At 74.8% G+C, this 22775-nt stretch carries 22 protein-coding genes and 1 tRNA gene; 15 read left to right on the forward strand and 8 right to left on the reverse strand.

Features of this window, described 5'->3' with window-relative positions; all coding sequences use genetic code 11:
* Window positions 1–7 precede the first annotated feature (7 nt).
* Window positions 8–1486 carry a serine/threonine-protein kinase gene (locus WCD41_RS09800; protein WP_337713204.1) on the reverse strand — a complete coding sequence of 493 codons (1479 nt, stop codon included), beginning with the start codon at window positions 1484–1486 and terminating at the stop codon, window positions 8–10.
* A gap of 220 nt (window positions 1487–1706) precedes the next feature.
* Between WCD41_RS09800 and WCD41_RS09805 the strand changes: the two genes are divergently transcribed.
* Window positions 1707–2234, forward strand: a complete 528-nt coding sequence (locus tag WCD41_RS09805; RefSeq protein ID WP_337713205.1) for an antitoxin — start codon at window positions 1707–1709, stop codon at window positions 2232–2234.
* A gap of 42 nt (window positions 2235–2276) precedes the next feature.
* Complete coding sequence (locus WCD41_RS09810) at window positions 2277–3089, forward strand: thioesterase family protein (protein WP_337713206.1); 813 nt, start codon at window positions 2277–2279, stop codon at window positions 3087–3089.
* Here the strand turns inward: WCD41_RS09810 and serS are convergent, their stop codons facing one another.
* Together serS and WCD41_RS09820 are read right to left on the reverse strand one after the other, a co-directional pair.
* A complete protein-coding gene (gene serS, locus WCD41_RS09815) occupies window positions 3090–4397 on the reverse strand; it encodes a serine--tRNA ligase (protein WP_337713207.1) in 1308 nt (435 codons plus the stop codon).
* An 86-nt stretch (window positions 4398–4483) separates the two neighbouring features.
* Window positions 4484–4569 (reverse strand) — tRNA-Leu (locus tag WCD41_RS09820).
* 175 nt (window positions 4570–4744) lie between these two features.
* Here WCD41_RS09820 and WCD41_RS09825 point away from each other — a divergent pair.
* The 7 genes from WCD41_RS09825 to pknB all read left to right on the forward strand — a co-directional run bounded on the left by WCD41_RS09825 (window position 4745) and on the right by pknB (window position 14423).
* On the forward strand, window positions 4745–6028 hold the full coding sequence (locus WCD41_RS09825; protein ID WP_337713208.1) for an FHA domain-containing protein: 1284 nt from the start codon (window positions 4745–4747) through the stop codon (window positions 6026–6028).
* A 19-nt stretch (window positions 6029–6047) separates the two neighbouring features.
* Window positions 6048–6536: an FHA domain-containing protein FhaB/FipA gene (locus tag WCD41_RS09830; RefSeq protein WP_337713209.1), complete on the forward strand. Its 489-nt coding sequence runs from the start codon at window positions 6048–6050 to the stop codon at window positions 6534–6536.
* 76 nt (window positions 6537–6612) lie between these two features.
* Window positions 6613–7977 (forward strand): PP2C family protein-serine/threonine phosphatase, encoded by a 1365-nt coding sequence (locus tag WCD41_RS09835; RefSeq protein ID WP_337713210.1) that lies wholly within the window; start codon window positions 6613–6615, stop codon window positions 7975–7977.
* Between the two features lie 80 nt (window positions 7978–8057).
* Window positions 8058–9578, forward strand: a complete 1521-nt coding sequence (locus tag WCD41_RS09840) for an FtsW/RodA/SpoVE family cell cycle protein (protein ID WP_337713360.1) — start codon at window positions 8058–8060, stop codon at window positions 9576–9578.
* The gene (locus tag WCD41_RS09845) at window positions 9575–11056 is read left to right on the forward strand and encodes a peptidoglycan D,D-transpeptidase FtsI family protein (RefSeq protein WP_337713211.1); all 1482 of its coding nucleotides are present in this window, start codon (window positions 9575–9577) and stop codon (window positions 11054–11056) included. The genes WCD41_RS09840 and WCD41_RS09845 overlap by 4 nt, the downstream gene beginning before the upstream one ends.
* On the forward strand, window positions 11056–12477 hold the full coding sequence (locus WCD41_RS09850; protein ID WP_337713212.1) for a serine/threonine-protein kinase: 1422 nt from the start codon (window positions 11056–11058) through the stop codon (window positions 12475–12477). Before WCD41_RS09845 ends, WCD41_RS09850 begins: the two co-directional genes overlap by 1 nt.
* A gap of 2 nt (window positions 12478–12479) precedes the next feature.
* Window positions 12480–14423, forward strand: coding sequence for a Stk1 family PASTA domain-containing Ser/Thr kinase (gene pknB, locus WCD41_RS09855; RefSeq protein ID WP_337713213.1), 1944 nt, complete (start codon window positions 12480–12482; stop codon window positions 14421–14423).
* A 2-nt stretch (window positions 14424–14425) separates the two neighbouring features.
* Here pknB and WCD41_RS09860 read toward each other — a convergent pair whose 3' ends face one another.
* Window positions 14426–15076, reverse strand: coding sequence for an aminodeoxychorismate/anthranilate synthase component II (locus WCD41_RS09860; RefSeq protein ID WP_337713214.1), 651 nt, complete (start codon window positions 15074–15076; stop codon window positions 14426–14428).
* Window positions 15077–15151: 75 nt separating this feature from the next.
* Between WCD41_RS09860 and crgA the strand changes: the two genes are divergently transcribed.
* Both crgA and WCD41_RS09870 read left to right on the forward strand, forming a co-directional pair.
* Window positions 15152–15406 carry a cell division protein CrgA gene (crgA, locus tag WCD41_RS09865; RefSeq protein WP_337713215.1) on the forward strand — a complete coding sequence of 85 codons (255 nt, stop codon included), beginning with the start codon at window positions 15152–15154 and terminating at the stop codon, window positions 15404–15406.
* Between the two features lie 55 nt (window positions 15407–15461).
* Window positions 15462–16001, forward strand: a complete 540-nt coding sequence (locus WCD41_RS09870; protein WP_337713216.1) for a PH domain-containing protein — start codon at window positions 15462–15464, stop codon at window positions 15999–16001.
* On the opposite strand, the gene WCD41_RS09875 is transcribed toward WCD41_RS09870, so the two are convergent.
* Complete coding sequence (locus WCD41_RS09875; RefSeq protein WP_337713217.1) at window positions 15912–16769, reverse strand: rhomboid family intramembrane serine protease; 858 nt, start codon at window positions 16767–16769, stop codon at window positions 15912–15914. The genes WCD41_RS09870 and WCD41_RS09875 overlap by 90 nt on opposite strands.
* A 22-nt stretch (window positions 16770–16791) precedes the next feature.
* Window positions 16792–17319 carry a peptidylprolyl isomerase gene (locus WCD41_RS09880; protein WP_337713218.1) on the reverse strand — a complete coding sequence of 176 codons (528 nt, stop codon included), beginning with the start codon at window positions 17317–17319 and terminating at the stop codon, window positions 16792–16794.
* A gap of 131 nt (window positions 17320–17450) precedes the next feature.
* Here WCD41_RS09880 and WCD41_RS09885 point away from each other — a divergent pair, with 131 nt between their 5' ends.
* Entirely contained in the window at window positions 17451–18251 is an 801-nt protein-coding gene (locus tag WCD41_RS09885; protein ID WP_337713219.1) for a hypothetical protein, read from the forward strand.
* Between the two features lie 121 nt (window positions 18252–18372).
* Here WCD41_RS09885 and WCD41_RS09890 read toward each other — a convergent pair whose 3' ends face one another.
* The gene (locus WCD41_RS09890) at window positions 18373–19803 is read right to left on the reverse strand and encodes an alpha/beta hydrolase (protein ID WP_337713220.1); all 1431 of its coding nucleotides are present in this window, start codon (window positions 19801–19803) and stop codon (window positions 18373–18375) included.
* Window positions 19800–20135, reverse strand: a complete 336-nt coding sequence (locus WCD41_RS09895) for a hypothetical protein (protein ID WP_337713221.1) — start codon at window positions 20133–20135, stop codon at window positions 19800–19802. Before WCD41_RS09895 ends, WCD41_RS09890 begins: the two co-directional genes overlap by 4 nt.
* Window positions 20136–20297: 162 nt before the next feature.
* On the opposite strand from WCD41_RS09895, the gene WCD41_RS09900 reads away from it, so the two are divergent.
* Genes WCD41_RS09900 through WCD41_RS09910 form a run of 3 tightly spaced genes read left to right on the forward strand, consistent with a single transcriptional unit; the run spans window position 20298 to window position 22735 of the window.
* Window positions 20298–21152 (forward strand): SMP-30/gluconolactonase/LRE family protein, encoded by an 855-nt coding sequence (locus tag WCD41_RS09900; RefSeq protein ID WP_337713222.1) that lies wholly within the window; start codon window positions 20298–20300, stop codon window positions 21150–21152.
* A gap of 24 nt (window positions 21153–21176) precedes the next feature.
* Entirely contained in the window at window positions 21177–21725 is a 549-nt protein-coding gene (mug, locus tag WCD41_RS09905; protein WP_337713223.1) for a G/U mismatch-specific DNA glycosylase, read from the forward strand.
* A gap of 29 nt (window positions 21726–21754) precedes the next feature.
* Window positions 21755–22735 (forward strand): NADPH:quinone reductase, encoded by a 981-nt coding sequence (locus WCD41_RS09910; protein ID WP_337713224.1) that lies wholly within the window; start codon window positions 21755–21757, stop codon window positions 22733–22735.
* The last annotated feature ends 40 nt before the right edge of the window (window positions 22736–22775 follow it).

The following is a 22775-nucleotide window of genomic DNA, read 5'->3' on the forward strand; positions in this document are numbered from 1 at the left end:
CTTCAGGTCAGCCGCCACCCGCCGGTGCCGGCGCCGGTACGACGGGATCGTCGTCGCCGGTGTCGGTGTTGCCGTTCCCGCCACCACCGGAATTACCGCCGCTGCCTCCGCCGCCACCGCCACCCCCGCCGGGATTCGGCGCGACGGTAGTGGTCGTGGTCGTCCGCGTCGTCGGGACGACCGGCGGCGGGGCGACCGTGGTGGTCGGCGCCTCGGTGGTGGTGCGCCGCGAGCGGGTGGTCGTCTCCTGCTCGGTGGTCGTGGTGGTGCTCGACGAGAACACCGGCGGGGCCGGGGGCAGCGCGGGCGGCGCCGCCTCCTCCTGGTTGGAGAGCAGGAAGTACCCGCCGACGCCGCCGGCGAGCAGCAGTGCCAGGAGCGCGACGATCGCGGCGCGGCGTCCGCGCTTCGGAGGCGCCTGGCCACCCGTGCGCGGGTCGTCCGGCCCGACGAGCGCGGTCGGGTCGGCGGCTCCGTAGGCCCCCGTCGCGCCGTAGGCGGACGGGGCGTAGCCGCCGGGGGGCGTCGCCATGCGCCGCGTCGGCCCGCTGGCCGGGGCGCCGCCCATGGGGGCGTAGGCGGTGGCACCGGTACCCGGCCCCATCGCCGTGGTCCGCATCGCGCCACTGCCGGTCACGGGCGCGGGGGCCAACACCGTCTGGGCGTCCATGCCGGCCTCGCGGGCCATCATCCGCAGCTCGCCGACCACCTGCTCCGTGGTGGGGCGGTCCATCGGCTCGTCGCGCGTCATGGCCGCGAGCAGGTTGCCCAGCGGCGGCGGCAGGTCCGGCGGGATCTCCGGCGCACGGTGCAGACGGGCGACGGCGGCCTCGAGCGCGTTGCCCGGGTACTCGCGGCGCGCGGTGATGCACTCGAGGAGCACCAGGCCCAGCGCGTAGACGTCGGACGCCGGCCCGACCTGCTGCCCGCGCACCTGCTCGGGCGAGAGGTACGACGCCGTCCCGATGACCATCCCGGTCGCGGTGATGTTCGTGGCGTCGGCGAGCACCGCGATGCCGAAGTCCGAGAGGTGCGGGCGGCCGTCGGTGTCGAGCAGGACGTTGCCGGGCTTGATGTCGCGGTGCACCACGCCGTGGCGGTGCACGTAGGTCAGCGCGTCACCGAGGGCCGAGCCCAGGGCGACGACGTCGCCGAGCGCGAGCGGGCCGCTGCGGATGCGGTCGGCCAGCGACTCACCCTCGATGAGCTGCATGACGAAGTAGGCGCGGTCGCGCTCCTGGCCGACGTCGTAGATCGTCACCAGGCCGGGGTGGTTCATCCCGGCGAGCGTCTGGACCTCGCGCTGGCGGCGGGACTCGTCGGCCTCACCGACACCGGCCGGGAACAGCTTCACGGCGACGTCGCGGCCGAGCAGCTCGTCGCGCGCCCGGAACACCTCGGCGGCGCCACCGCGCCCGATCAGGTCCCCGAGGGTGTAACGACCTCCACCCACGGTGGGCGGCGGGCCCGCCTCCGTCGAACTCACGCCCGCGCGCCTCCTCGGTCAAGTGCATGTCTGATCCTCCCCGGCGAGGCCGGGGCGCCTGCCCATCGTGCCTGGCCCGCTCGGCGAGGCCGACGGCCACCCTGCCGCACACGCCTCCCCGGGCGATACCACCGGACCCTGTGGCGCGCCCCCGGAAGGGTGTGGGCGGGCGCGCCGCACGGGTACGGTTCCGTTCCGGAGAGCCCACCGTGGAGGACCCATGAGCCGCGACGACTACGTGCAGCAGGGCAAGCAGTTCGCCAACGACCTGCGCGACACGGCCAGCAAGAAGGTCGCCGAGAACGAGGACAGCATCCTGGGCGCGATCGGCAAGGCCGCGCGCTGGGTGGACGAGAAGACCGGCGGCAAGTACTCCGAGCAGATCGGCAAGGCCGAGGCGAAGGCCGGCGAGGGCGTCGGCTGGGCCGCCAAGCAGGGCACCGGCGAACCGCAGGCCCCCGGCGCGGCCGCGGGCGACGGCACACCCGACGCGACCACCGGCCCGACGGGCACCGGCCCGACCGGCCCCACGACCACCGGCCCGACCGGCACCCCGCCCGGCGCGACCCCGACCGCCCCCGGGGCCTCGGCCACCCCGGAGCCGCCGACCGGTCCCGTCGGTCCGCCCGCGAGCCCGCCCGTGAGCACGCCGCCGTCCGAGGCACCCACCGACCCGGGCCGCCCGACGCACCCGCCGCGCCCCCCGCACGACGACTCGGCCGACTGGCCGCGCCCGCCGCAGTCGTGACCCGGGGCGCGGGAGACGGCACGACCGACCGTCCGGGGCACCGTGGCTGACTTCGACAAGGCCACCCGGCCGGAGTCGACCGACGAGGCCGGCCGGTTCACGATCCTCCTCGACGAGCAGTGGAGCATCGGCCCCAAGCTCCACGGGGGCTATCTCCTCGCCGTCCTGGCGCGCGCGGCCCGCGAGACCATCGCCGCGCAGCGTCCCGACCACACCTGCCCGCAGTCGGTGACGGGGACCTACCTCCAGGCCCCCGAGCCGGGGCCGGCGACCCTCGAGGTCACCGTCCTGCGGCTCGGGCGGGGCGCCTCCCAGCTGCGCGTGCGGCTCGACCAGGACGGCCCGGCGGTCGAGGCCGCGTGCATCCTCGGCCCGCCGGCCGCGGTCACCGCCGACGACGTGGCGCCGGCCCCGCCGGAGCTCACCCCGCGGGAGGACTGCCCGCGCAGCCCGTCGGGCTCCGACGAGGACGGTCGCGGCTCCCTGCCGATCATGGACGTGGTCGACACCCGGCTCGACCCGCGGACGGCGGGTTTCCTGCGCGGCCGCCCGTCGGGCGAGGGTCGGATCGCGGGCTGGGCGTCGCTCGGCTCCGGCGACCCGTGGACGGCCGAGGGCCTGCTGGTCGCGCTCGACGTCCTGCCGCCCGCGACCTTCGACATGGGCCTCTCGGGCTGGTCGCCGACGATGTCGCTGTCGGCGCACGTCGTCACCGACCCCGCGCCGGGCCCGCTGCGGGTCACGCAGTGGGTGGAGCGCGCGGGCGCCGACCGCATGCACGAGACCTGCCGGGTGTGGGACGCCGCCGACCGGCTCGTCGGCCACGCCCACCAGCTCGCGGCGATCCGGCGCTAGCTAGAGCACCGTCTCCGGCGTGCCGTCCGGCAGCAGGCGCCGGAAGCCCGTGAACGGGACCAGGGCCTCGGGGACGGTCACCGAGCCGTCCTCGGCCTGGCACTGCTCGAGCACCGCGGCCAGGGTCCGCCCGATCGGCAGGCCCGACCCGTTGAGCGTCGCCACCTGCCCGCGGTGGCCCTGGGCGTCCTTGCTGCGGATGCCCGAGCGGCGCGCCTGGAACGTGCCGCAGTCCGACACCGACGAGATCTCGCGGTAGGTGTCCTGGCTGGGGAGCCAGACCTCGATGTCGTAGGTCAGCTGCGCGTTGAAGCCCATGTCGCCGGCGGCGAGCCGGATGACCCGGTAGGCCAGGCCCAGCTCCTGCAGGCAGGCCTCGGCGTGGCCGAGCATGACCTCGAGCTCGGCCCGCGAGGCGTCGGCGGCGCAGACCCGCACCAGCTCCACCTTCGAGAACTGGTGCAGGCGCAGGATCCCGCGGGTGTCGCGGCCGTAGGAGCCCGCCTCGGAGCGGAAGCACGGCGTCCACGACGTGTACGCCCGCGGCAGCGACTCCGTCTCGAGGATCTCGTCGGCGTGCATGGCCGTGAGCGGCACCTCGGCGGTCGGGATGAGGTAGAGGTCCCGGTCGCCGGTGCCCGTCCGGAAGAGGTCCTCCTCGAACTTCGGCAGCTGACCCGTGCCGGTCATCGTCGGGGCCGTGACGAGGTAGGGCACCGAGAACTCGGTGTAGCCGTGCCGACCGGTGTGCAGCGCCAGGAAGAAGGACGCGAGCGCCCGTTCGAGCACCGCGCCCGGCCCGCGCGTCACCGAGAACCGCGCGCCCGAGAGCTTGGCCGCCCGCCCGAGGTCGAGGATCCCCATCGCCTCGCCGATCTCGACGTGGTCGCGCGGGGTGAAGCCGAGCGCCGGGGGCTCGCCGCTGCGGCGGACCTCGACGGCGTCGGCCTCCGAGTCACCGTCGGGGGCGTCGTCCGACGGGAGGTTCGGGACGGTCAGCAGGAGGTCGCGCAGCGCGGTCTCGGCCGCGTCGACCTCGTCCTCGGCCTCGCGGATCCGGTCCTTGAGCGCACGGGCGTGCTCCTTGAGCGCATCCACCTCGTCGCTCGCGGCACCCGCCTTCGCCGCCCGGCCGACCTCGCCCGCCGCGCGCTTCGACTCCGCCCGCAGCTCGTCGACCGCACCGATCGCCGCGGAGCGCCGCGACGACATCGCCTCCAGGCCGGCCAGGTCCAGCCGGTAGCCGCGCCGGGCGAGGCGGCGCTGCGCCTCGCCCCCGAGCTCGATCAGGAGGCGTGCGTCGTGCATCGGTCGCTGTCCTCTCGCGGGTGGAGATGCGGCGGTGAAGATGACGAAGGGCCCCGGCCGTGGGTCACGACCGGGGCCCTCTGTGCTGGTGGGCGAGGGGGGAGTTGAACCCCCACATCCTTCCGGATACACGGACCTGAACCGTGCGCGTCTGCCATTCCGCCACTCGCCCTGAAGTGATCTGTCGAAAACGCTAGCACGCAGGGATCCGGCCGCCCGGAAGGAGGTCGGCGCCCTCGGCACGGCGACCGATACCATCGATCCGGCCCGGTCGGTGTGGCGACACTCCGGACGGGGCAGCAGGTGTCGGGACGACCGGGCGAAGCGTCGGACGAGGAGGGATCGCGGTGGGGCGCGCACAGCGCTTCGAGCGCAAGCTCGAAGGTCTGGTGGGTGACGCCTTCGCACGCGTGTTCGGTGGCAAGGTCGTCCCGCAGGAGATAGCACAGGGCCTTCGCCGTGAGGCGGAGGACGGCGTGCGAGAGTTGGCAGGTGGGCGCCGCTTGGCGCCCAATCAGTACACGGTGGTGCTCAGTCCCGCGGACCACGCACGTCTGGCCGGCGACGAGGAGACCATCACCCACTCGCTCATCGAGGTCGTGGAGGAGCACCTCACGGAGGGCGGGTGGGAGACTTACGGTGAGGTCGTAGTCTCTCTGGAGCGTTCCGACGCGCTGCACACGGGACAGTTCCGCACCAGGTCGTCCGTTGACCCCGACGCGTCGCGGCGACGGGCCGCGAGCCCCCGATCCGCAGGAGAACAGCCCATGAGTCAGGCACCCGGCCGCTACCCGGACGACCAGCAGGGTCGCGACGGCAACTACGGCCAGCAGGACCCCTACGGTCAGCAGGGCTACCCGCAGCAGGGCTACCCGCAGCAGGGGTACGGCCAGCCCGGCTACGACCAGTACGGCCAGCCGCAGCAGGGCTACCCGCAGCAGGGCTACGGCCAGCAGCCCGGGTACGACCAGTACGGCCAGCAGCAGGGCTACCCGCAGCAGGGCTACGGCCAGCAGCCCGGCTACGACCAGTACGGCCAGCAGCAGGGCTACGGCCAGCAGCCGGGGTACGACCAGTACGGCCAGCCCCAGGGCTACGGCCAGCAGCAGGGCTACGACCCCTACGGCGGCCAGCAGGGCTACCCGCAGCAGGGCTACGGCCAGCAGCCCGGGTACGACCAGTACGGCCAGCCCCAGGGCTACGGCCAGCAGCAGGGCTACGACCCCTACGGTCAGCAGGGCTACGGCGGCCAGTACGGCCAGGGCGGCTACGACCCCTACGGCCAGCAGCAGGGCTACGACCAGTACGGCCAGCAGGGCTACGGCGGTGTCCAGACCCGCCAGATGACCGCGTCGCTGACCCTGGACGACGGCTCGAACCGCTCCTACCAGCTGGTCAACGGCTCGAACGTCATCGGCCGCGGCCAGGACGCCCAGTTCCGCCTCGCGGACACCGGCGTGTCCCGTCGTCACCTCGAGATCAACTGGGACGGCCAGCAGGCCACCCTGTCCGACCTCGGGTCGACCAACGGCACCACGGTGAACGGCACGCCCGTGCAGACCTGGCAGCTCGCCGACGGCGACACGATCCGGGTCGGGCACAGCGCGCTGCTCTTCCGCGCGCAGGGCTGAGGCCCGAAGGCCCGACGGCGTGCCCGAACTCGTCCTCCAGATCACGAGGGCCGGATTCCTGGCCCTGCTGTGGTTGTTCGTCCTCGCCGCGTTGCGGGTCGTCCGCAGCGACCTCTACGCGGCCTCGGGTCTGCGGGCCGCGGCGCCCGGTGGCCGACGTCCTTCCTCCTCCCGGGGGAGCACGTCCAAGCCGGCCCGCGGCGGCGGTGGCCGCTCGGGGCCCCGCGCCCTGATCGTCACCGCTGGTGCCCTCGCGGGCACCCGCATCGCCCTGGACGGCCGTCCGATCATGATCGGGCGGGCGGACGACTCGACGCTGGTGCTCGACGACGACTACGCGTCGACCCGGCACGCGCGGATCTCCCAGTCGGGCGACGACTGGTACGTCGAGGATCTCGGATCGACCAACGGCACGTACCTCGACCGCAACAAGGTCTCCGGACCCACCCGTGTCCCGATGGGCACACCGATCAGGATCGGCAAGACGGTCATCGAGCTCCGCTCATGACCAGCCCCGTGCCCGGCCGGCCCTCCATCCGGACCCGGGTGACGACGCCCCGTCCCCTCCCGTGCAGGATCGACCCGTGACCCTGGTGCTGCGCTACTCCGCTCGCAGTGACCGGGGCCTGGTGCGGCAGAACAACCAGGACTCGGTCTACGCGGGCCCGCGCCTGCTCGCCCTCGCCGACGGCATGGGCGGACACGCGGCCGGCGAGGTGGCCTCGAAGCTGGTCATCGCCGCCCTCGTGCCGCTCGACGACGACGAGCCCGGCGACGACCTCCTGGGCGAGCTCGCCGAAGCCACCGCCCAGGGCAACGACGCGATCACCGAGCTCGTGGCCGAGGAGCCGGACCTCGACGGCATGGGCACCACGCTCACCGCCGTGCTCTTCGCGGGCAGCAGGCTCGGCATGGTCCACGTCGGCGACTCCCGCGCCTACCTGTTCCGCGACGGCGTGCTCACCCAGATCACCCGCGACGACACGTTCGTGCAGTCGCTCATCGACGAGGGCCGGATCACCGAGGACGAGGCGGCGAGCCATCCCCAGCGCTCGCTGCTGCTGCGGGCGCTCACCGGCCACGACGTCGAGCCCGCGCTCACGGTGCGCGAGGCCCGCTCCGGCGACCGGTACCTGCTGTGCTCCGACGGGCTCTCCGGCGTCGTCAGTGCCGAGACGCTCGCGGAGGCGCTCACCATCGCCGACCCGCAGGACTGCTCGGACCGCCTCATCGAGCTCGCGCTCAAGGGCGGCGGCCCGGACAACGTCACCTGCATCGTCGCCGACGTCGTCGACGTCGACTTCGGCGAGCACGACCCCATCTACGGCGGCGCCGCCGGCGACGGCCGCGCCGACCCGCCGCCCGGCGACTCCGCGGCCGCGCGCGCCTCCGCCGCGACGCTCACCCGCAGCGAGCCCGAGCCCCGCCCCACGCCCGCGGCCTCCGAGTCCGCGCGCCGGCGCCCCCGCCGCGCCCGGCTGCGCCTCGCCCTCGCCGCGCTGGCCGTCGTCGCGCTCGCCGGCATCGCGGTGCTCGCCGCCACCGTCTACGTCAGCGGCCAGTACTACGTGGCCGCCGACGACGACACGGTCGTGATCTACCAGGGCGTCCCCGGGTCGTTCCTCGGCGTCGCCCTGCAGAGCGTCGCGCAGGACTCCGGCGTCCGGATCGCCGACCTCACGCCGGTCGCCCGCCAGCAGCTGGCCGGCGACGGCATCCGCACCGAGGACCTCCCCCGCGCCCAGGCGACCGTCGACCGCCTGCGCACCGAGCAGATGCTGCCGCCCTGCGAGCCGGTCGCCGCGACGCCGGTGCCCGGCGCGGTGCCGCCCGCCGGCGCGGCGCCCACCCCCGCGCCCGGCATCCCCGGCGTGGCCGGGCAGGCCCCGGTGGCGTCCCCGAGCACGAACGAACCGCAGGTCCCGGGCCGGGACTGCCGGGTGCCGTAATGACGCGCCCCACCGCTCCCGGCGCCTCCCCCGGCGCACCCGGGGCGCCCGGCATCGAGCGCCCGGCGGACCGGACGGCGATGCGGCCGGCGGTCGCGGCCGCCGTCTCCACGCGCCGCGGCGTCGAGCTCGCGCTCCTCGCGTTCGCCGCCGTGATCACCACCGGCGCGCTGGTCCTCGTCGAGGCCAACCAGGAGCAGGAGCTCACGTGGGCCCTGCTCTACCTCGGCGCGGCCTACCTGGCGCTGCTGGCGCTGGCCCACCTCGCGGTGCGCAAGTTCGCCCCGTACGCCGACCCGCTCGTGCTGCCGCTCGCGGCGCTGCTCAACGGCATCGGGCTGGTGATGATCCACCGGGTCGACCTCGCCAAGATCGCCCGCGCGGTGAGCCTCGGGAACGAGGAGCCCGCCCAGGAGGCCGTACGGCAGGTCGGCTGGACCGCGATCGGGCTCGTCTTCTTCGTCGGCGTGCTGTGGCTCGTTCCCGACCACCGGACCCTCTCGCGCTATGGCTACACGGCCGGGTTCGTCGGCCTGATCCTGCTCGCCCTGCCCGCGGTGCTGCCCGCCTCGCTCTCGGAGGTCAACGGCGCCCGCATCTGGATCCGCATCGGCCCGGCGAGCATCCAGCCCGGTGAGTTCGCGAAGATCCTGTTCGTCGTCTTCTTCGCGTCGTTCCTGGTGGTCAAGCGCGACCTGTTCACCAGCGCGGGCAAGCGCTTCCTCGGCATGACCTTCCCGCGGCCCCGCGACCTCGGCCCGCTGCTCGTGGCCTGGGGCGTCGCGATGGCCGTCCTGGTCTTCGAGTCCGACCTCGGCACGTCCCTGATGTTCTTCGGGATCGTGCTCGTGATGCTCTACGTGGCCACCGAGCGCATCTCCTGGGTGATCATCGGCCTGGCCATCTTCGGAGCGGGCGCGTTCGCGGCGTGGACCTTCGTGTCCCGCGTCCAGATCCGCGTCTCGGTGTGGCTCGACCCGTTCGCCGACTACAACGGCCGCGGTTTCCAGGTCAGCCAGGGCCTGTTCGGCCTGGCCACCGGCGGCATGGGCGGCACCGGCCTCGGCGCCGGACGCCCCGAGCTGGTGCCCTTCGCCAGCACCGACTTCATCTTCACCTCGCTCGGCGAGGAGATCGGCCTGGTCGGGCTCGCCGCGCTGCTGCTGATCTACTGCGTGCTCGCCACCCGCGCGATGCGGAGCGCGCTCGCCGTGCGGGACACCTTCGGCAAGCTGCTCGCCGCGGGCCTCGGCTTCGCCATCGCGTGGCAGGTCTTCGTCGTCGTCGGCGGCGTCATCAACCTGATCCCGAACACCGGCATCACGGCACCGTTCGTGTCCTACGGCGGGTCCTCGCTGGTGGCCAACTACGCTCTCGTGGCGCTGGTCCTGCGGGTGTCGAACGCGGCGCGCCAGCCCTCCGCCGACAAGCGGCCCGGTGCCACGCCCCCGCCGGGCCAGGCCCCGATGGCGCCCCTGGCCGAGGCGAGCACCGAGATGGTGTCGCGCGACCAGGTGCGCACCCCGCCCCACGGCGTGCGGCACGAGTCGGGCACCGGTGCCCCCGAGCACGCCCCGCGAGGAAGGACCCGAGGAGAGTGAACACCCCGCTGCGACGGGTCTCCCTCGCGGTCATGGTCCTCATCCTGCTGCTGCTGGGGCAGGCCACCTGGATCCAGGTCGTGAAGGCCGACGAGTACCGCGCCGACCCGCGGAACGCCCGTGTCCTGCTCGACGAGTACTCCCGCCAGCGCGGCCAGATCTCGGCCGGCGGCGAGGTGCTCGCCCAGAGCGTGCAGAGCCCCGACCCCGGTGACCGGCTGCGCTACCAGCGCCAGTACACCGACGGTCCGCTCTACGCCCCGGTCACCGGCTACTACTCCCAGATCTACGGCGCGGGCGGCATGGAGCGCGCGATGGACCCGGTGCTCAACGGCACCGACGACCGTCTGTTCGTGCGCCGCATCTCCGACGCCGTCACCGGGCGCGACCCCGCGGGCGGCAACGTCGTGCTGAGCATCGACCCCCGGGTCCAGCGCGCCGCGTACGAGGCGATGGCCTCCCGCGGCTACCAGGGCTCGGTCGTCGCGATCCGCCCGCAGACCGGCGAGATCGTCGCGATGGTCTCCACGCCGTCGTACGACCCGAACCCGCTCGCGAGCCACTCCGGCACGACCCAGCAGAACGCCTGGAACGAGCTCACCGAGGACGACCCGCCGACGCTGACCAACCGGGCGACCAGCGAGACCTACCCCCCGGGGTCGACCTTCAAGATCGTCACCACGGCGGCGGCCCTCGAGGCGGGCGCGATCACGCCGGACGCGCCGGTCACCGCCGCGCCCCGGGTGACGCTGCCCGACAGCACGACGACGCTGGAGAACTACGACGGCAAGCCGTGCGGCCCCGGGGCGACGGTGCCGTTCGCGACGGCGTTCGCGAAGTCGTGCAACGGGCCGTTCGCGAACCTCGCGGCACAGATCGGGGCCGAGCGCCTGCGCGGCATGGCCACGGCGCTGGGCTTCGAGAACCCGGGACTGACCGTCCCGATGCCGGTGCAGGCCTCGCGCGTCGGCGACCTCGCCGACGGCGCCTCGACCGCGCAGTCCGGCATCGGGCAGCGCGACGTGCGGCTCACCCCGCTGCAGAACGCCCAGATCACGGCGACCGTGGCCAACGGGGGCGTGCCGATGACCCCGAGCACCGTCGCCCAGATCCAGGGCCAGGACCTCTCGACCGTCGAGTCCACCGAGCCGGACCGGCTGGCCCGCGCGTTCTCGCAGTCGACGGCGGACACGCTGACCCAGCTGATGATCGGCTCGGAGAACAACGGCTCCGGTCAGGGCCGCATCCCCGGCGTGCAGATCGCGTCCAAGACCGGGACGGCGGAGTGGGGCGCCTCGCCCAAGACCAACCCGCCGCACACCTGGTACGACGCCTTCGGCCCCGTGCCCAACCCGCAGATCGCCGTGTCGGTCATCGTCGAGCGCGGCGGCAACCGCGGCGAGGAGGCCACCGGCGGCTCGGTCGCCTCGCCGATCGGCCGCGCGGTCATCGCCGCCGCCCTGGGGAGTGGTTCCTAGTGGCGCCGACGACCGGCTCGCTGATCGGCGACCGTTACCGGCTCGGCCGGCGGATCGCCGTCGGCGGCATGGGCGAGGTCTGGGAGGCCGAGGACTCCCGGCTCGGCCGCACCGTCGCCGTGAAGATCCTCAAGGCCGAGCTCACCGGTGACCCGGAGTTCCTGCACCGCTTCCGCACCGAGGCGCGCACGGCCGGCTCGCTGAACAACTCCGGCATCACGGCCGTGCACGACTACGGCGAGACCACCACGGAGTGGGCCACCGCCAACGGCACCGTGCAGGTGCCCACCGCCTACCTCGTCATGGAGCTGGTCCGCGGCGAGCCGCTCGCCCAGATCCTGGCCGTGCACGGGCGCCTGGGTGTCGACTACACGCTCGACATCCTCGAGCAGTCGGGCTGGGCCCTCGAGGCCGCGCACGAGCGCGGGCTGGTGCACCGCGACGTCAAGCCGGGCAACATCCTGGTCACGCCCGCGGGCCAGGTGAAGATCACCGACTTCGGCATCGCCAAGGCCGTGGACGCGGCGCCGGTGACCCGGTCGGGCATGGTCATGGGCACCGCGCACTACATCGCGCCGGAGCAGGCGGGCGGCGGCGACGCGGGCCCGGCCTCGGACGTCTACTCCCTCGGCGTGGTCGGCTACGAGTGCCTCGCGGGACGGCGTCCGTACCTGTCCGAGAACGCGGTCACCGTCGCGATGATGCACATCCGCGACCCGCTGCCGCCGCTGCCGAACGACGTCCCGCCGGTGGTCCGCCAGCTCATCGAGGCGACGCTGGCCAAGGACCCGCGCCAGCGCTACGCCACCGGCGGCGAGTTCGCGCAGGCGGTCGGGGCGGTCCGGCGCGGGGAGCCGCTGCCCCTGCCCGGCCAGGGCGGTGCGGGCGGAGCACCCACCGAGCGCGTCAACCCCGCCACCCGCGTGGCGCCGGCGATGTCGCGCGAGCCCTCGCCGCCGCGCGGCGCCGAGCGCCCGGACCGGTGGGCCGCCCAGCCCGAGCAGCCCCGCCGCCGCGGGCCGTGGGGCACGGTCGCCGCCCTCGCCGTGGTCGCCCTGCTGCTGCTCGCGGGCGTGTTCTGGGTCATGAACATGACCCAGACGTCCGACCCGCTGCCACCCGTGGCGAGCACGACGGCGACGTCGACCACCACGGCGCCGAGCTCGACCACCACGCGCAGCTCGCGCACCACGACCACGTCGTCCGCGGCCAACGGGATCTCCGTCAACCCGGTCGACTACGTCGGGCGGCCCGCCTCGGTCGCGTCGGCCGCGCTGCGGGAGTCCGGTCTGGATCCCGAGGTCGCGACCATCCTCGGCGGGGAGCCGTCCGACCCGTCGCGCTGCCGGGTGCTCTACCTCTCGCCCACCGGCGAGGTGCCACGCGGGGAGACCGTCACCGTCACCTGTCAGGAGTTCTGAGGATGACGACCCCGCGACTCCTGTCCGAGCGCTACGAACTGGGGCCCGCCCTCGGGTACGGCGGGATGTCCGAGGTGCACGGCGGCCGCGACGTCCGCCTCGGCCGCGACGTGGCGATCAAGGTGCTGCGCGCGGACCTCGCCCGTGACCCGCAGTTCCAGGTGCGGTTCCGGCGCGAGGCCCAGAACGCCGCGGCGCTCAACCACCCCGCGATCGTCGCCGTCTACGACACGGGCGAGACGCCCACCGACGACGTGCCCCTGCCCTACATCGTCATGGAGTACGTGGCGGGCCGGACGCTGCGCGACATCGTCAAGACCGAGGGCCCGATGGACCCCTACCGGGTCTGCGAGGTCCTGGCCGACGTCTGCGCGGCGCTGGACTTCTCGCACCGCCACGGGATCATCCACCGCGACGTCAAGCCGGCCAACATCATGATCACGCCCGCCGGGGCGGTCAAGGTGATGGACTTCGGGATCGCCCGGGCGCTCTCCGACGCCCAGCCCGCCGTCACGCAGACCGCCGCCGTGATCGGCACCGCGCAGTACCTCTCGCCCGAGCAGGCCCGCGGCGAGTCCGTGGACGCCCGCTCCGACGTCTACGCCACCGGCTGCGTGCTCTTCGAGCTGCTCACGGGTCGGCCCCCGTTCACCGGTGACTCCCCGGTCGCGATCGCGTACCAGCACGTGCGGGAGGACCCGCCGGCCCCGTCGGAGATCAACCCTGCGGTATCGCCGGAGCTCGACGCCATCACCCTGAAGTCGCTCGCGAAGAACCCGTCGAACCGCTACCAGAGCGCCGACGAGATGCGCGAGGACTTCTACCGCGTCCTGGCCGGCGAGCGCCCGGGCGCACCGGCGGTGATGACCGAGCAGGAGCGCACCGAGTACATGACGGGCGGCCACCCGGTCGCCGCCTCGACCGGGCCCGTCGACCAGGTCGACGACTTCGCCGAGTGGCAGGCCGAACAGGCTGAGGCCCGGCGCCGCCGCGGCCGCAAGCGCGCGATCGGCGTCGCGGCCGTGCTCGTGCTGCTCGCGGCCCTCGCCGGTGCCTACTTCCTCTTCTCGCCCTCGGCCAACACCGTCGCGGTCCCGACGGTGATCGGCCAGCAGCAGGCGGCCGCCCTGCAGACGCTGTCGACGGCCGGTCTGCGGCCGACGGTCGTGCCGGTGGCGTCCACCCCCGAGCAGGTCGGCCAGGTCGTCACGACGAACCCGACCGGCGGGTTCGAGGTGCCGAACGGCAGCGTCGTCGAGCTGCGCGTCGGACGGGGACCCGACCGCGTGCAGGTCCCCGACCTCTCCGGGCAGACCGCCAACGAGGCGCAGGCGAGCGTGCAGCGCCTCGGCCTGACCCTCGCGCCGGTGCCCCAGCAGCGCGAGGTCGACGACTCCAACCAGGTCGGCCGGGTGCTTGCGCAGGATCCCGCCGCCGGGCAGTTCCTCGCCCCGGGGACGCCGGTGCAGCTGACCATCGGGCGCCAGCGCGAGACGCTGCGCCTGCCCGACGTCGTCGGCCAGGACCGTCAGACCGCCACCTCGACGCTCGAGGGCGTGGGCCTGCGGGTGGAGGTCAGCGAGGTCGACGGGGGCCAGTCCGCGGGCACGGTCGTCGAGACCTCCCCGAGCGCCGGCACCCAGGTGCCGCGCAACTCGGTGGTCACGCTGCAGGTCTCGCGCGGCAACCAGACCCAGGTGCCGTCGCTCGTCGGGCAGCGGCCCTCGGAGGCCGTGCAGACCCTCGTCCAGGCGGGCTTCCGCGGCGGCAACCTGCAGCAGACGTCCCAGGCCGTGAGCGACCAGTCCCAGGACGGCACGATCCTGAGCCAGAACCCGTCGGCCGGGTCGACGGCCGATCCCGGGTCCAGCATCGCGGTGGTCGTCGGACGCTTCCAGCCCGGCGGCGGGGACGACACCGGCGGCGGGCTCTTCCCCGGGAACTGACGCTAGGCGGGCGGTGCCGCTGCGACCGCGAGCGCGCGCATCCCGTCGGTGAGGTCGCGCACCACGGTCTCGTCGACCGGATGGCCGCAGGACCCCATCCACGTCGCGAGCAGGCGGTGGCCGTCCTCGGTGAGCACCGACTCGGGGTGGAACTGCACGCCCTCGAGCGGGAGCTCGCGGTGGCGCATCGCCATGAGCACGCCGTCGTCGGTCCAGCCCGTGGGCTCCAGCTCCGCGGGCAGCGTGTCGGGCAGCACCGTCAGCGAGTGGTAGCGGGTGGCCGTGAACGGGGTGCGCAGCCCGGCGAGCACCCCGGTGCCTTCGTGGTGGACCAGCGACGTCTTGCCGTGGCGCAGCTCCGGCGCACGGTCGACGACCCCGCCGTGGGCGGCGCCCAGCGCCTGATGACCGAGACACACCCCGAGCATCGGGCGCCCGACGGTGGCGCAGCGGCGGATGACGTCGAGGCTCGCGCCCGCGTCGTCGGGCGTCCCGGGGCCCGGGCTGACGAGCACGCCGTCGACCTCGTCGACGAGGTCGACCACACCGTCGACGTCGTTGCGGCGCACGACGGGGTCGGCGCCGAGCTGCGCGAGGTACTGGACGAGGTTGTAGACGAAGCTGTCGTAGTTGTCGACGACCAGGACGCGCATCCCCCCAGCGTACGAGCCGGGTGATCAGGGCGTGTGCACTAGACTCCGCGGGCAGTCACCCCGATCGGAGCCGACGTGCCGAAGTCCAAGGTCCGCCGCAAGCCGGCCTACACCCCGCCCCCGAAGGCCGGGCCCGCGCCCGCCGGCCCCTCGCACCCGGCGTACGTCGGCATCATGCTCGGCGTCGGCCTCATCGGGCTCGCCTGGCTGGTGGTCAACTACCTCGCCTCCGAGTCCATCCCCTTCATGCAGGACCTCGGGGCGTGGAACTTCCTCATCGGGTTCGGGCTCATCGTCGTGTCCCTGCTGATGACCATGAAGTGGCGCTGAACCACACCGCTGTCATTCGTCCACCGCTGTGGACGGACCCTGTGGACAAGTCCTCGTGAGCGATTCCTGGGCCCCGCCGTGGCCCGCGGTCGTCCTCGGTGCGGCCGGCGCGCTCGGGCTCGGTGCGTGGTCGCTGGCCGCCACCGACCCGCCCGGACGCCTGCTCACCGGCCTCGCGGCGCTCGCGCTCGCGCTGGGCGCCGCGTTCGGGGCGTTCGCCCGGCCGCGGCTGCGCGCCGACGACGAGGGCCTCGCCCTGCGTGGCGTCTCGGGCCGGCGCGCCTGGCCGTGGACGCGTGTCGACGCCGTCCGCGCGGTGCGGATGCGCCGGATGGGCCTGCCCGCGGCGTACCTCGAGGTGGAGGTGCGGGACGAGGGGGACGACGGGACCGACCGGCTGCTCGTGCTGGGCCGCATGGAGCTCGGCACCGACCCGGTCGAGGTCGCGGACGCGCTCCAGGAGCACCGGGCGCGCGCGGGGCGGCGTCGGTCAGGCCAGGGCCGGTCAGGTCAGGGCGAGCGACCGGACCGCGACGAGGACGACCAGCACCACGACGATCCCCCCGACGGCGAGGAGCCCGGCCGCGGGGCGTGACCGGGCCGGGCCGTGCACGAGCACCGCGGCCACGAGCACGCCCGTGACCAGGCCGCCGAGGTGCCCGAGCAGCGACAGCCCGGGGATCGTGAAGCTCAGCACGACGTTGATGCCGATGGTCAGCAGCGCCGGACCCTGGTTGAGCTGCAGGCGGCGCAGCACCACGAGCAGCGCGCCCATCAGCCCGAACACCGCGCCGGAGGCGCCGGCCACGGGCCGGGACGGATCGCCGAACAGCACCACCGCGACCGAGCCGCCGAGCAGGGACACCCCGTAGAGCAGCGAGAACCGCAACCGGCCGAGCACCAGCTCGAGATCGCGGCCCAGCACCCACAGCGCGACCATGTTGAACGCGACGTGCAGCGGTCCGATGTGCAGGAAGCCCGCCGTGACGAGGCGCCACCACTGGCCGGCCGCGACGTCGTCGGGCACCAGCCAGGTGGCCTCCACCCACGGCGAGGCGTAGTTCTCCCACACGCTGCCGGCCGAGAGCGCGGTGAGCACGAAGACGACGAGGTTGACGGCGACGAGCGTCGTCGTCACCACGGGCCGCGCGTCCGTGCGCTGCCGGCCACCGCCGACCCCGCGCGGCCGGGTGCTCGCCGCCGCGCGGTTCGCCTCGGCCACGCAGTCGACGCAGTGCGCGCCGACTGGCGCGGGGCGCAGGCAGTCGGGGCACGCCGGTCGGCCGCACCGGGTGCACGCCAGCGCCGTCGGCCGGTCGGTGTGCCGGACGCAGTGCGGCGTCGCCTCCGGCCCGGCGGTCACGCCGCCCTCACGGTCGTGCCGCTCAGGATCCGACCGTGACCGACGTGATGGTGATGTCCTGGACGGGCCGGTCACCGGGGCCGGTCGCGGTGGCGGCGATGGAGTCGACGACGTCGCGCGAGGCTTGGTCGGCGACCTCACCGAAGATCGTGTGCTTGCGGTTCAGCCACGTGGTCGGCGCGACCGTGATGAAGAACTGGGACCCGTTGGTGCCGGGGCCGGCGTTGGCCATCGCGAGCAGGTAGGGCCGGTCGAAGCGCAGGTCGGGGTGGAACTCGTCGGCGAACTTGTAGCCCGGGCCACCGCGGCCGGTGCCCGTGGGGTCACCGGTCTGCAGCATGAAGCCCGCGATGACGCGGTGGAAGATGGTGCCGTCGTAGAACGGCCCGTTGCTGCCGCCCTTGGCGTTGGGCTCGCTGTACGACTGCTCACCGGTCGCCAGACCCGCGAAGTTCGCGACGGTCTTGGGCGCCTCGTTCCCGAAGAGGATGAGGTTGATGTCCCCGTTGGTGGTGTGCAGCGTGGCGGTCGAGGTGTCGGCGGAGGTCACCGGGCCATCGTGCCACTAGAGCGGTGACGACCTTCGAATGGAGTAGAGGGTGTGACACCCCGGCGGGTCGGGCACCTGCACGACAAGGCCGGGGGCATCATGGCCGCCCACCGACGAGTGAGGTGAAGTCGTTGAGCAGCAAGACTCTGATCGGCGCCAGGGAGGACCTGGACGATCTGCGCAAGGAGGGCCAGCGCGCCCGCAAGAAGGCCGAGAAGCGTGCGCAGAAGGCCGCCGCCCAGGCCCGCAAGGACCGTGAGAAGGCCCGCAAGCAGGGCGCGAAGAAGCGTGCGGAGGTCCGCAAGGACGTCCGCAAGGCCGCCGACGAGGCCCGCCAGCGCGTGCTCGACGCGCGCGCCGAGGCCCGCCAGCGCGCCGAGGAGGCCCAGTCCGAGGCCCGCGCCCGGGCCCAGGAGGCTCGCGCGGAGACGCGCAAGCGCGCCAACAAGGCGGCCAAGGAAGCCCGCAAGCAGGCCAAGTCCTACGCCAAGGAGGCGCGCAAGCGCCTCGAGGACTCGCCGGTGCCCACCAGCGCCGACGAGCTGCGTGACCTCGGCGAGTCGGTGCGCGGCTCGCTCGAGGAGGGCTTGACCTCGGTGCGCAAGGACCTCGCGGCCCGCATCGAGCCCGAGGAGCCGAAGAAGCGCCGTCGCTGGGGCCTCTGGCTCGCCGTCCTCACGCTGGTCGGGGTCGGTGCCGCCGTCGTGGCCACCCGCCGCGAGCCGGAGCTGCCGCCCCCGCCGCCGCCCGCGCCGCGCCCGCGGCCGGTGTCGGCCGACAAGCCGGCCGGGGCGGCCGGGTCCGCCCCGGTGACGCCGGCCCAGGCCAGCGCCCAGGAGATCCCGACGCACACGGCCACCGACGCCGTGAGCGGCCAGAGCCCCAACGGCGCGGTGTCCTCCGACAAGCCCGCCACCGGCGGCAAGGAGTAACCCGGAGCAGCAGGCAGGCGCAGCCGCTCCCGCGTTCGCTCGTCGGTACGGCCCGTCCCCGGTCCCCAGAGGACCGGGGTCGGGCCGTTCGTGCGCTCAGCTCCCGATCACCGACCCCCGATCACCGGCCCACCAGCCGTCGCAGCCGGTCCCCGGCGTCGATGCCCCGGTCGAGCACCGCGTCCTGCGGGCGGCCGCCGACCACGGCGGCGACGTTCTCCGCGCTCGTCGACCCCGGTGTCAGGTAGCCGTGGTGGCCCCGCGACTCCGTGAGCACCCGCCCGTCGGGCAGCGCGACCTCGCGGGCCGAGAGGCCGGTGACGCCCGGCATGCGGTTGGGGTCGGGGCCGAACCACGCGGTGTCGGCCGTCGCGTCGCCGGTGGCCTCGACCACCCAGGCGTGGCCGGCCGGTCGCCCCGGGGTCGGGCCGACGCCCGGGCTGCCGAGGTACACGACGTCGTCCGCCCCCGCCGCCCCGCGGTCGTCCAGCGCGGCGGCGGTCACCATCGACCCGTACGAATGGCCCACCGCGGTGAGGTGCGGGTCGGCGCCCGTGCCGGGCCGGGCGGCGTCGAGGCCGCCGAGGAATGCGGCCAGCCGCCGGCCGCCCTCCTCGGCGGGCGCCCGGCCCAGGACCGAGCGGTCCGGGTCGGCGACCTCGTCGAGCTGCGGGGCGTCGTAGCCGTACCAGGCGACCGCGGCCGTCCCCGGCCCGGCGGCGTCGATCAGGGCACCGAGCTCCTCGAGGCGTCCCGGCAGCTCGTCGACACCGGTGGTGAACCCCGGCGTCACGACGCCGACGTGCGCGGCCGTGTCGACGTCACCCTGGGCCACCGCCGCGCGCACGCCCTGGCCCACGGTCGCGTGCCGGTCCACCTCGAGGTCGAGCAGCGCGCGACCGGGACGGTCGACCGCGGCGGCCACGGCGCCGAGCCGCGCGAGCCGCGCCCGCACCTCGTGCAGCTCGCCGCCGGCCCGCGCGAGCTCGACGGGGTGGCGGGAGCGGGCGAGGCGGTCGCGGGCTGCGGTCTCCTCGGCACGCGCCTCGGCCTGCGCGGCCGCGAGGACCCGCCGGTTGGCGCGGTCACGCACCGCGGCCGGCAGCCCGTCGAGGCCACCGACCAGCGCCGGACGATCCCGCTCGAGCGCCGCCCGCGCCTCGGGGTCGAGGTCGCTCCACCACCGCGCGACCGCCTCGGGCGCCAGTCCGGGGACGGTGGCTCCCGCCGGCGCGGTGGCCGCCGGGATCGTGACGGTGGGCTGCGCGCCGGCGGCGGCGAGCGCGGCGGCGAGGGCCGCGTCCACGACGAGGGGCGGGGTGCCGGCACCGAGGGCGAGCGCCGCGACCCCGAGGGACCGGAGCACGGCGTCCAGCTCGTCCAGCAGGCCCTCGTGCGCCCCGAGCAGGGCGACGCGCGACGCCTCCGCCGCCGTGGCCGCGGCGCCGATCCATCCGGGCACCGGCGCGGCGAGGACCTCCCCCGCCCGGGCCAGCCGCCGGCGCGCGACCACCAGGCGAGCGGCCGCGACCGTCACGCCGAGCGCCGTCACCGGCCCGTCCCGTGCTCGTCGCCGCCCCCAACCGCCGACCCTGCCGTCAGCCCGCTCGCGGCGGCGCCGTCCCCGGCCGCGTAGGCCAGCGCGCCCGCGGCCAGCGCCTCGCCGTGGGTCAGGAGGTCGGCGCACCACCCCGCGAGCGCCGCCTCCCACCGATCGGCCAGCCCACCCGCCGCCGGTCCGGCCCGCCCACCCGGCAGGACCTCGACGGTCCGCACCGCCTCCCCCGGCGCGGCCGCCGGCGCCTCGAGCGCGGCGGCGACACACGCCGCCCCCGTCTCCCGCAGTTCCTCGGGCCGCACCCGCAGCCCGTCCTGGTCGTCCACACCGGTTCCGACGCACCCCGCGCGGTCACGGCTCCCTCGGGTTCCGCGGCCTGGGGACGCGACCGGCCGATGGGGACGGCGATCGGCCGCTGTCGATTCCGGGCCGCTGTCGATTGCGGGTGGTGCCGTTCGTTGTCCCCGACGACACGGGAAGGAGCACCCATGATCGAGCACCTGCCGCCTCCGCGGACGCTGCTGACCGGGCTGGCGATGGTCGAGTCCGCGCGCTGGCACGACGGCCGTCTGTGGTTCGCGCACTGGGGCGTCGGCGAGGTCGTCGCGGTCGACCTCGACGGCCGCGCCGAGGTGATGGCCCCGGGTCCGGCGCGCATGGGCTGGTCGATCGACTGGCTGCCCGACGGCCGCCTGGTCACCACGGGCGACGCGGTCACCCGGCACGAGCCGGACGGCACGACCACGGTCCTGCACGCACGGAGCGCCAACGAGATCGTCTCCGACGCGCACGGCCACCTCTGGGTCGACGGCTTCGACGGGACCTTCGGCGGGCCGTCCGGCGGCATGCCCGACCCGGGCTGGATCGACCTGCTCGTGCCCGACGGGACCTCCCGCCGCGTCGCCGAGGACATCGACTTCCCGAACGGCATGGTGATCACCCCCGACGGCACGACACTCGTCGTCGCGGAGTCGGTCGCCGGGCGCCTCACCGCGTTCACCATCACCGCCGACGGCGGGCTGCACGGGCGTCGGACCTGGGCGGACGGTCTCGGGCCCGACGGCATCGCCGTCGACGCCGCGGGCGGGATCTGGACCCAGACCGCCGACACCGCCGCGCACACCGGCGACCCCGACGCGACACCCGGGGCGTGTGTCCGCGTGCTCGACGGCGGCGAGGTCACCCACCGTGTGGAGACGCCGCTGCCGTGCTTCTCGTGCGTCCTCGGCGGGCCCGAGGGCCGGCACCTGTTCCTGCTGTGCAACGAGTTCGTCGGTGTCGGGCGGATGGTCGAGGTGCAGGCCCGCCGGTCCGCGCGCGTCCTCGTGACCGAGCTGCCCTGATACTCCCGCCTGGATACTCCGGTGGTGCCGACCCGCGAGGAGCTCGAGGCCGCCCGGTCCCGGCTGCTGCCCGACGTCCTGCCCGGTCCCGGCGACCCGCCGCCGCGGGTGCTGTTCTGCGGGATCAACCCCGGGCTGGTGTCGGCGCTCACCGGCCACCACTTCGCGCGCCCGGGCAACCGGTTCTGGCCGGCGCTGCACGCCTCGGGCTTCACCCCGCGGCTGTTCGCGCCGGCCGAGCAGGGCCTGCTGCCCGGCCTCGGGCTCGGGATCACGAACGTCGCGCCCCGGGCCACCGCGCGGGCCGACGAGCTCGACGACGCCGAGCTGGTGGCCGGCGGCGAGCGGTTGCGCGCGCTCGTCGCCGAGGTCCGACCGCGGTGGCTGGCGGTGGTCGGGATCGGCGCGTACCGCATCGCGTTCGGCGAGCGTCGCGCGGCGGCGGGGCGCCAGGAACGGATGCTCGGCCCGACGGGTCTGTGGGTGCTGCCGAACCCCAGCGGGCTCAACGCCCACCAGACCCCGGCGACGCTCGCCGCGGCGTTCCAGGAGCTGCACACGAACGCCGGATAAGTTGCGCGCTCCCGGGGCACCTGCCCGGCATGAAGGCAGCGATCTACCGCCGGACCGGACCGGCCGCCGAGGTGCTCTCCGTCGAGGACGTCGAGACGCCCGAGCCCGGGGCGGGCGAGGTCCGTGTCCGCATCACCGGGTCCGGGGTCAACCCGACCGACTGGAAGACCCGCGCCGGCCTCACCGGCCAGGACCCGGAGACGTTCCAGATCCCCCACCAGGACGGCGTCGGGGTGGTCGACGCGGTCGGCCGGGGGGTCGACCCGTCCCTCGAGGGGCAGCGGGTGTGGCTGCACCTCGCCGCGTTCCGCAACCGCTGGGGCACCGCGGCGGAGTACGCCGTCGTGCCGGTCGAGCGGGCGGTGCCGCTGCCGGGCGACGCGCCCGACGAGCTCGGGGCCTGCCTCGGGGTGCCGGCCGTGACCGCGGCGCACTGCCTGCTCGTCCGCGGCGAGGGGCGGGAGGCCCTGCGCGACCGGACGGTCCTCGTGGCCGGCGGCGCCGGCGCGGTCGGGCACTACGCGATCGAGCTGGCCAAGCACGCGGGCGCGCGGGTCGTCACCACCGTGAGCTCCGAGGAGAAGGCCGAGCTGGCGCGGGCCGCGGGCGCCGACCTCGTGGTCAACTACCGCGAGCCCGGGCTGATCGAGCGGGTCCAGGGCTTCGCCGAGCGTGTGGACCGCGTCATCGAGGTCGCGCTCGGCACGAACCTCGAGCTGGACCTGGCCGTCGCCGGGGCGGGCACGGTGATCGCGGTCTACGCCAACGAGCCGGACGACCCGGTGATCCCGACCCGCCGCCTCATGGTCGCCAACACCTCGATCAGCTACGTGCTGCTCTACGGCGTGCCGTCCGACGAGCTGGCCGCGGCGGTGTCGTGGACGGGCGACGCGGCGGCGGCCGGCGCGCTCTCGCCGCTGCCGGTGACCCGCTACGGCCTCGACGACGTCGTGGCCGCGCACGAGGCGGTGGAGCAGGGCGCGGTGGGCAAGGTGATCGTGACACCTTGATGTACCTGTGACCTGGTGTTACAGCTACCCACGGGTTACC

The sequence above is a fragment of the Actinomycetospora aeridis genome, from assembly GCF_037400275.1.
Taxonomy (GTDB): domain Bacteria; phylum Actinomycetota; class Actinomycetes; order Mycobacteriales; family Pseudonocardiaceae; genus Actinomycetospora; species Actinomycetospora aeridis.

Excerpts from the sequence above, each read along its gene's own strand:
- WCD41_RS09805 (WP_337713205.1), top strand. The coding sequence starts at position 1,707 with ATGAGCCGCGACGACTACGTGCAGCAGGGCAAGCAGTTCGCCAACGAC.
- serS (WP_337713207.1), bottom strand. The coding sequence starts at position 4,397 with ATGCACGACGCACGCCTCCTGATCGAGCTCGGGGGCGAGGCGCAGCGC.
- WCD41_RS09840 (WP_337713360.1), top strand. The coding sequence starts at position 8,058 with ATGCGGCCGGCGGTCGCGGCCGCCGTCTCCACGCGCCGCGGCGTCGAG.
- pknB (WP_337713213.1), top strand. The coding sequence starts at position 12,480 with ATGACGACCCCGCGACTCCTGTCCGAGCGCTACGAACTGGGGCCCGCC.
- WCD41_RS09860 (WP_337713214.1), bottom strand. The coding sequence starts at position 15,076 with ATGCGCGTCCTGGTCGTCGACAACTACGACAGCTTCGTCTACAACCTC.
- WCD41_RS09900 (WP_337713222.1), top strand. The coding sequence starts at position 20,298 with ATGATCGAGCACCTGCCGCCTCCGCGGACGCTGCTGACCGGGCTGGCG.
- WCD41_RS09910 (WP_337713224.1), top strand. The coding sequence starts at position 21,755 with ATGAAGGCAGCGATCTACCGCCGGACCGGACCGGCCGCCGAGGTGCTC.